Consider the following 6,579-nt stretch of genomic DNA (forward strand, 5'->3'; position numbering starts at 1 on the left):
ACACACGCCCTGGGCCGCCGTCAACGAAAACGATCCACCTCATGCCGCAAGCTTGCCGCCAGCGTCTCCAGTTCCTTGGCGGTAATGGCCAGGTTGGACACCACCTCACGCTGCTCGCTGTTGGCCAGCGCAATGCTCTGCAAGTTGCTGCTCAGCAAGGTCGCCGTGCTGCTCTGTTCCTGGGTGGCGGTGGTGATCGCAGCAAACTGCTGACCGGCCGAGCGGCTTTGCTCGTCGATCCGCGCCAGCGCCGAAGCCACGTCGGCATTACGCGCCAGGCCTTCCTGCATCAGTGCATTGCCGTGTTCCATGGTGCTGATGGCGTTGCCGGTTTCCTGCTGGATGCTCTGGATCATCCCGGAAATTTCATCGGTCGCCTGGCGGGTGCGCGACGCCAGGTTGCGCACTTCATCGGCCACCACCGCAAAGCCACGGCCTTGTTCACCGGCGCGGGCGGCTTCAATGGCGGCGTTCAGTGCCAGCAGGTTGGTCTGTTCGGCAATCGCGGTGATCACCCCGACGATGCCGCCAATTTCCTGGGAGCGCTGGCCCAGGGTGTTGATGACGGTGGCAGTGCTGTTCAGCGCGGTCGCGATATGCTCCAGGGACGACGACGCCTCTTGCATGGACGTGCGCCCGATACGGGTCTGCTGGGCATTTTCCTGGGCCAGGCGTTCGGTATTGCCCATGTTGTCAGCGATATTCAGTGAGGTGGCGCTGAACTCTTCGACCGCGCCGGCCATGCTGGTGATCTCGCCAGACTGCTGCTCCATGCCTTCATAGGCGCCGCCGGATAACCCGGACAGTGCCTGGGCACGGCCGTTGACCTCTTCAGCCGCCTTGCGGATATGCGAAACCATGGTCGACAGCGCTTCCCCCATCTGGTTGAAGCTGCGTGCCAGTTGGCCGATCTCGTCATGGCTGGACACATTGAGGCGTACGCTCAAGTCACCCGCGCCCAGGGCTTCGGCCTGGCGTACCAGGTCACTCAAGGGGGCCAGCTTGCTGCGCAACAACCAGACCGTTGCCCCCACCGCCAGCAGCATCGCCAGCACACTGCCGATCACCAGGCGAATACCGACGCCCCAGGTCACCGAGCGAATCTCGGCCTTGGGCATGCTCGCAACCACCGACCACGGGCCACCCTCGAACGGCACCGAGACGCTGTAGAAATCTTCGTTCTTGTCGCTCCAGAAGCGGCCCTTGCCTGGGGTCTTGGCCAGGTCCAGCATCACCGGAACCGCTTGATCCAGCGCCTGCACGCCAGCGGGTGGCACCAGCCAGCGTTTCTGTTCATCCAACAGGGCCAGTGAACCGGTCTGGCCGATGCGGAAGCGCTTGAGGTTGTCGAACTGCGCGTTCTGCGCGTCGGTGTAGTCGAAGCCGACAAACAACACCGCGATAACTTTGCCAGCCGCGTCACGCACGGGCGTGTACTGGGTCATGTAGGAACGTTCGAACAACACGGCGCGGCCGACATAACTCTGCCCCGCGAGCAGGCGCTGATAGGCCGGGTGCTGGTGGTCCAGGGCCGTACCGATGGCGCGGCTGCCATCCTGTTTGGTCAGGGAGGTGCTGATGCGGATAAAGTCTTCGCCGCTGCGCACAAACACGGTGGCCACGCCGCCGGAGGTGTCCTTGAATTCATCGACCTCATCGAAATCATTGTTCAACAGGTCACTGCCCAGGTAGAGGGCCGGGGTCTGTACGCCAGCCACAGCCATCTGCTGATCACCGTGCACACTCAAACCCGCGCCGAAACGCTTTTCAAACAGCCCGCTCAAACGCTGAGTGCTCTCGCGCAAGGTGCTGTGGAAGGTATTGAGTTGGTCGGCAAGCAAGCGCGCCTCGCTGGCCAAGTGCTCCTCGCGGGTGTCGAGGTTGGCGGAGTCAAGAGAACGCAAGGCGAAAACAGTGCTGCCGCTGATAACGACAGCCAGAATCACGGCTAATGCGAGACCTAACTGGGAAGCGATCCGGGCACGAGGTTGAGACATGACAGCTCCTGGCCGAGGCCAGGATCATCCTGATCTCATAGCGCTGCTCGGCGAATTATCTGGTGGGTAACGTTGGTGCACGATAGTTCCAACACACCTACTTCGGCGGGCTTGGGCAATACTTGAGCTATTCACAGGGGTATCACGCAAACGGTTGCGAGAAAGCGCTGAAGCGATTCAATCGAGACGCTCGACTGCTGGCAGCACCATCGCCTGCACTTCGCCCTGCAGAAACTCCGCCAGCCGACGCAAGCGCTCGCCACCCGGGCGGGTTTTCGGCCACACCAGGTAGTAACTTTCACCACTGGCGACAGCCGTTGGCCACGGCAGGCTCAGCCTTCCCTGGGCGACGTCCTCGGCCACCATCAGTAAATCGCCCATGGACACCCCGTAGCCGCGCGCGGCGGCGATCATGCCCAGTTCCAGGGTATCGAACACCTGCCCACCCTTGAGCGACACCTGGGAAGCCAGGCCCATGCGCTCCAGCCAACTGCGCCAGTCCCGACGGTCGGGCGTGGGGTGCAGCAACTCGGCGGTGGCCAGGCGGCTCACGTCCCAGGGACCGTCACTCAACAGGTTCGGCGCACCCACCGGAATCAATAACTCCGGGAACAGGTAGCTGGCCTCCCAATCCGCCGGAAAATGCCCATCGCTCAACAACACCGCGCAATCGAATGGCTCCTGATTGAAGTCCACTTCATCCACGCTCATCCATGCGCTGGTCAGTTGCACCTCGTTGCCCGGCTGCAAATGCCGGAAGCGACTCAGGCGCGCCAGCAGCCAGCGCATGGTCAAGGTGGACGGCGCTTTCATACGCAGGATGTCGTCTTCGGCATTGAGGGTATGACAGGCCCGTTCCAGCGCGGCAAATCCCTCGCGCACGCCAGGCAACAGCAGGCGCGCGGCTTCGGTGAGCTGCAGGTTACGGCCGCTGCGCTGGAACAGGCGGCAGGCGAAGTGCTCTTCCAGGGTGCGGATGTGTCGGCTCACTGCGCTTTGCGTAATCGACAGTTCTTCAGCGGCGCGGGTGAAGGAGTTGTGCCGCGATGCGGCTTCAAAGGCCCGCAAGGCATACAGCGGAGGAAGACGACGAGACATAGGGAAAGCTCCGACAGCGCAATGGGCAAACCCTACCAGAATCAATCAGGCATGAGTTTTAATCATGCAAACGATCGCTTTTATCCCTTTGTGCAATGGGCTGAGAGCGCCGAGAATCAACCCCTCCCCAATTCTCTGACTTTCTGAGCGTGATGATCATGCGGCATCCGGCACGTACCGAACTCTGGGCCATTCTGCGGTTGTCAGGGCCGTTGATTGCCTCCCAGTTGGCGCACATGCTGATGGTGCTGACCGACACCCTGATGATGGCGCGCCTGAGCCCTGAAGCCCTGGCCGGCGGCGGCCTCGGCGCGGCGACGTATTCGTTTGTAGCGATTTTTTGCATCGGCGTGATTGCCGCCGTGGGCACCCTTGTTGCCATCCGCCACGGCGCGGGCGATATCGAAGGCGCCACGCGCCTGACCCAGGCCGGGCTATGGCTCGCCTGGCTGATGGCGCTGGTGGCGGCCTTGCTGCTGTGGAACCTCAAGCCGGTGCTGTTGATGTTCGGCCAAACCGAAACCAACGTGCACTCGGCGGGGCAATTCCTGACGATCCTACCGTTCGCCCTGCCCGGCTACCTGAGTTTCATGGCCCTGCGCGGTTTTACCAGCGCCATCGGCAAGGCCACACCGGTCATGGTGATCAGCCTCGGCGGCACGGTGGTCAACTACTTGCTCAACCATGCCTTGATCGAAGGCATGTTCGGCTTGCCGAAACTTGGCTTGATGGGCATCGGCCTGGTCACGGCGATCGTCGCCAACAGCATGGCGCTGGCGCTGATGTGGTACATCCGCAGCAACCGGGCGTATGCGGCCTACCCGCTAAGCAGCGGCCTGCTGCGTCTCAACACTCAATACCTGCGCGAGCTGTGGCGCCTGGGCCTGCCGATTGGCGGTACTTATGCAGTGGAAGTCGGGCTGTTTGCCTTCGCCGCACTGTGCATGGGCACCATGGGCAGTACGCAATTGGCGGCGCATCAGATTGCCCTGCAGATAGTTTCGGTGGCATTCATGGTTCCGGCGGGGTTGTCCTACGCGGTGACCATGCGCATCGGCCAGCATTATGGCGCCGCCCAACTGCTGCAGGCGCGCATGGCTGGCCGAGTCGGCATCGGCTTTGGCGCAGTGGTGATGCTGGGGTTTGCCCTGGTGTTTTGGCTGTTTTCAGACCCGCTGATCGGGCTGTTCCTCGACCATAACGACCCGGCGTTTCACGATGTCATCGTGCTGGCTGTCAGCCTGCTGGCCGTCGCCGCCTGGTTCGAGCTGTTCGACGGCGTGCAGACCATCGCCATGGGCTGTATCCGCGGGCTCAAAGACGCCAAGACCACGTTCCTGGTGGGGCTTGGCTGCTACTGGTTGATCGGCGCGCCCTCCGCCTGGTTGATGGCCTTCACCTTGGGCTGGGGGCCGACTGGCGTATGGTGGGGCTTGGCGCTGGGCCTGGCCTGCGCGGCCGTCAGCCTGACGTGGGCGTTTGAGGCAAAAATGAAACGCATGATTCGCCAGGAGCCTGAATCACAGCCAGCATTTCAGACCGCACAGACAGAATAAAAACCCTGCTCAACCCAGCAACGCCTGCTGGCTTTTCCCGAACGTCAGGTATTCCACCAACTCGGGCAACGGCAGCGGCTTGCTGATCAGGTAACCCTGGGCCTGATCGCAACCGAACAAGCGCAAGAGCGCAAGCTGTTCCGGGGTTTCGACACCTTCGGCCACCACTTCAAGATTCAGGTTGTGCGCCAGGTTGATCATCGCGTGCACCAGCTTGCGGTTCTCTTCCCGCTCCTCCATTCCACCGACAAAGCTCTTGTCGATCTTCAACAAGGCAATCGGCAGGCTGTTGAGGTGCACGAACGACGAGAAGCCGGTGCCGAAGTCATCCAGGGAAAACCGCACACCGAGGCGGCCAAGGGCATCCATGGTCTGCTTGACCAGGTCACTGCGCCGCATGACAGCGGTTTCCGTCAGTTCGAATTCAAGCCATTGCGCATCCACACCGCACTCCGCAATCAGTCGGCTGAGGGTCGAGAGCAACTGACTGTCCTGGAACTGGCGAAACGACAGATTGACCGCCATGTGCAATGCCGGCAGGCCACGTTCGCGCAGGTCTTGCATGTCACGCAGGGCACGGGCGATCACCCAGTAGCCCAGCGGTACGATCAGGCCACTCTGTTCGGCCAAGGGCACGAACTCGCTGGGCGGCAACAGGCCGCGCTCACCGTGGCGCCAGCGCACCAAGGCTTCCAGGCCGACGATATGCCCGTCGTCCAGGTCCAGGCGCGGCTGGTAGTGCAGCTCCAGCTCATCACGGCGCAAGGCGCGCCGCAGTTCGCTTTCCAGGTCGGCCAGGCTGCGGGCGTTGCGGTTGATACGTTCGTTGAAGATATGAAACGTGCAGCCCTGGGTACTCTTGGCCTGCTGCATGGCGATGTGGGCATGCCACATCAGCGGGTCGGCGCCCGCGCGAGCACGGGCGTGCGCCACGCCCAGGCTGCAACCGATCAGCAGGCTTTCGCCGTCCACCCAATAAGGCTCGGCCATGACTTCGGTGATGCGTTCGGCCATCCATTCGGCACGCTGAGGAGCGCGACGGGTGTCGATCAGCAACGCGAACTCGTCGCTGCCCAGGCGCGCCAGTTGGTCGCCGGCCTCAAGCTGGCTCTTGAGCCGCGAGACCACTTGCAGGATCAGTCGGTCGCCGGCCTGGTGACCGAGGGCATCGTTGGCATGGCGGAAGTTATCGAGGTCCAAATGACCCAGGGCCAGGCCGCGGCCGTCGTTCTCAGCCAGGCGCGCAGCCAGCAGGGTCTGGAAACCCTGGCGGTTGGCGATACCTGTGAGCGGGTCCTGTTCGGCCAGGCGTTGCAGGGTGTTTTCCAACAGGCCACGCTCGCGCACATGGCGCAGGCAGCGGCGCAGGGTGTCGGCGTCCAGGGCATGACGGACCAGCCAGTCACTGACCCCCAGTGGCGCAACCAGAGGCTCCTCCTCCAGCAACAACACGCACGGCAGGCTGCAACGCCCAGGGCCGGGTTGCAGGCAGGGCGTGGTCAACAGCACGGCAGTGTGGTCGTCATCGAACAGACGACTCACCGAGTCCCAGTTGGGTGCGCTGATCAGCACAGCCCCATCGCCCATCGGCGCCAGGCACTCGCGCAACAACGCTGCCCACGCTGGCTCATCGGCCAGTAGCAGCAAACGCAAGGGTTCGACAGGCGTAGACAAGCTAGCTCCCTAGACTCTGCAAAATATCGATGGCGGTGGGCATTATGACGTGCGGTCTGATAATCACCAACGATAGGGGTTATCAAATGCGCAGACTGTAAACATTCGTATAAATACACACACATCCTGCGGCAAAGTATCAAAACCGGCAAATTTAGATCGAGTGGTACGTCACACCGTCGATCCAGGGCAGCAGAATCTTGCCAGCCTGTTAAAATGCCCGCCCTTTTGAACAACGACTCCTGAAATTCCGT

Annotated in this window: 4 protein-coding genes; 1 reads left to right on the plus strand and 3 read right to left on the minus strand. The window is 62.1% G+C overall.

The window, feature by feature from the left end; genetic code table 11:
• Positions 1-20 precede the first annotated feature (20 nt).
• Positions 21-1,997, minus strand: a complete 1,977-nt coding sequence (locus AB7933_RS32470; RefSeq protein ID WP_024078074.1) for a methyl-accepting chemotaxis protein — start codon at positions 1,995-1,997, stop codon at positions 21-23.
• 177 nt (positions 1,998-2,174) lie between these two features.
• A complete protein-coding gene (locus AB7933_RS32475) occupies positions 2,175-3,095 on the minus strand; it encodes a LysR substrate-binding domain-containing protein (RefSeq protein WP_024078075.1) in 921 nt (306 codons plus the stop codon).
• A 152-nt stretch (positions 3,096-3,247) separates the two neighbouring features.
• Between AB7933_RS32475 and AB7933_RS32480 the strand changes: the two genes are divergently transcribed.
• Positions 3,248-4,651, plus strand: coding sequence for a NorM family multidrug efflux MATE transporter (locus AB7933_RS32480; RefSeq protein ID WP_024078076.1), 1,404 nt, complete (start codon positions 3,248-3,250; stop codon positions 4,649-4,651).
• Positions 4,652-4,660: 9 nt separating this feature from the next.
• Here AB7933_RS32480 and AB7933_RS32485 read toward each other — a convergent pair whose 3' ends face one another.
• A complete protein-coding gene (locus tag AB7933_RS32485; RefSeq protein WP_024078077.1) occupies positions 4,661-6,325 on the minus strand; it encodes a putative bifunctional diguanylate cyclase/phosphodiesterase in 1,665 nt (554 codons plus the stop codon).
• Positions 6,326-6,579 lie beyond the last annotated feature (254 nt).

The sequence above is a fragment of the Pseudomonas gorinensis genome (assembly GCF_042015035.1).
GTDB lineage: Bacteria > Pseudomonadota > Gammaproteobacteria > Pseudomonadales > Pseudomonadaceae > Aquipseudomonas > Aquipseudomonas gorinensis.